At 38.1% G+C, this 1,626-nt stretch carries 2 protein-coding genes; both read left to right on the forward strand.

The genetic code is table 11. The features are described 5' to 3' along the window. The coding region (locus QZY09_RS17505; RefSeq protein ID WP_295674471.1) for a phytanoyl-CoA dioxygenase family protein at positions 1-816 on the forward strand (816 nt) is incomplete at its 5' end. After that, positions 816-1,626: phytanoyl-CoA dioxygenase family protein (locus QZY09_RS17510; RefSeq protein WP_295674473.1), on the forward strand; the 811-nt coding region annotated here is incomplete at its 3' end. The genes QZY09_RS17505 and QZY09_RS17510, both read left to right, overlap by 1 nt.

Genomic DNA, 1,626 nt, shown 5'->3' on the forward strand with positions numbered 1-1,626 from the left:
ATTTTTGATGCTATGCATCCCTCTTTACCTAGTGAGGGCTTTATTTCTGGAAGCTACTCACCAGATTTAGATTATAAGAAAAAGGCCAGCGATGCAATTGTCGGCGTTTTAAAAAAACATTACGAAAGGTTATTTATAAGTTACCAGGCTTTTGGAGCAGCATTTCTTTTCAAAATGCCATCGCAAAATAGTGAGTTAGGCATCCATCAGGATTGGACAATTGTTGACGAAGAAAAGTTTGTTGCCCTAAACTGCTGGATACCCTTAACCGATGTAAATGAGTTTAATGGGGCATTATCGGTAATACCGGGAAGTCACTACCCCGCATACCGTACTATGAGGGCACCAACCGCGCCATTTTTCTTTTCGGGTAATGAAGATGCGTTGATACCGCATGCCATACCCATGAATGTGAAAGCTGGTGAAGCGGTAATTCTTAATCAAAGTGTTATACATTACTCTCCCCCCAATCGTTCAAATAAAATACGAAAAGCAATAACCGCTGGTATTAAGTCGGCAGGTGCGCCCATGCGCTTTCACTATAAATTACCAAACTCAGATCAATTAGAAGTGTTTGACATGCCTGAAGATTTTTTAATAAGCTTCGATGATTTCTACAAAGACATTTTTGAGAGGCCTAAAATGGGTACAAGCATAGGAGTTATTAATTACACAAATCCCACACTTTCCCGTACTGAGGCTATTGAGCTTATACTAACACTAAAAACCAAAGCCGGCTGTGATAAGCGTAAAGATGTATTACCCGCTATAGAGCATAAAAGTTTTTTTAAACGCCTTGCAGAAGTTTTTAAATAATGGATATACAACAGCAATTATTGCAGGATAGAGCACTTGATAACGCTCTTTTAGATAAGGGTTTTGTAGTTATACCCTTTTTAACACCGGCAGAAACCGATACTCTTGTTGATTTTTATTATCAACATCATTCCTTGTCTCAGGAAGGACTATATGCCACAGCACATGTTGCTGATGTGGATTTTAGAATGAAAATGAATAATTTCATTAAGCAAATTTTTGCCCGCGCAATTGCCCAAATATTTATTAATCATGTACCTCTTGGCGGATCTTATATTGCTAAAGGAAAGGGAGCGAAAGGAACGCTGGAACCACATCAGGATTGGAATATAGTGGATGAAACTAAGTTTCGTTCTTTCAATATATGGGTTCCATTAGTGGATTTAAATGACGATAACGGAGTTATTAAAATTTTACCTGAAAGTCATGCCTGGCTTACTACATACCGTAGCGCAAATATATCATCAGCCTTTTCTACTGCAAATAAATTATTGTGGAAAGAAATGCAATCACTTTACATGAAAAAAGGCGAAGCATTAATTTATGATCATCGCCTGTTACATGCCTCCGGTGAAAATAAAACCAACGAAATAAGGCTTGCCGCTGTTTATGGAATAATTCCTGAAGGAAGTGAGATGCGTTATTACCATAAGGCAGATACAGATAAGATTGAGGTGTTCGAGTCAAACCCTGAATTTTTCTTATACGGAAATATCTTTTCCGGGCCTAACGGGCTAAAGAGCTTAGATAAATTCAGCTTTAATTTTCCTGAAGTTAACGAACAAGCCCTTAACAAGTACCTTAAGCGCA

The sequence above is a fragment of the uncultured Mucilaginibacter sp. genome (genome assembly GCF_903913935.1).
In the GTDB taxonomy this organism is placed as follows: domain Bacteria; phylum Bacteroidota; class Bacteroidia; order Sphingobacteriales; family Sphingobacteriaceae; genus Mucilaginibacter.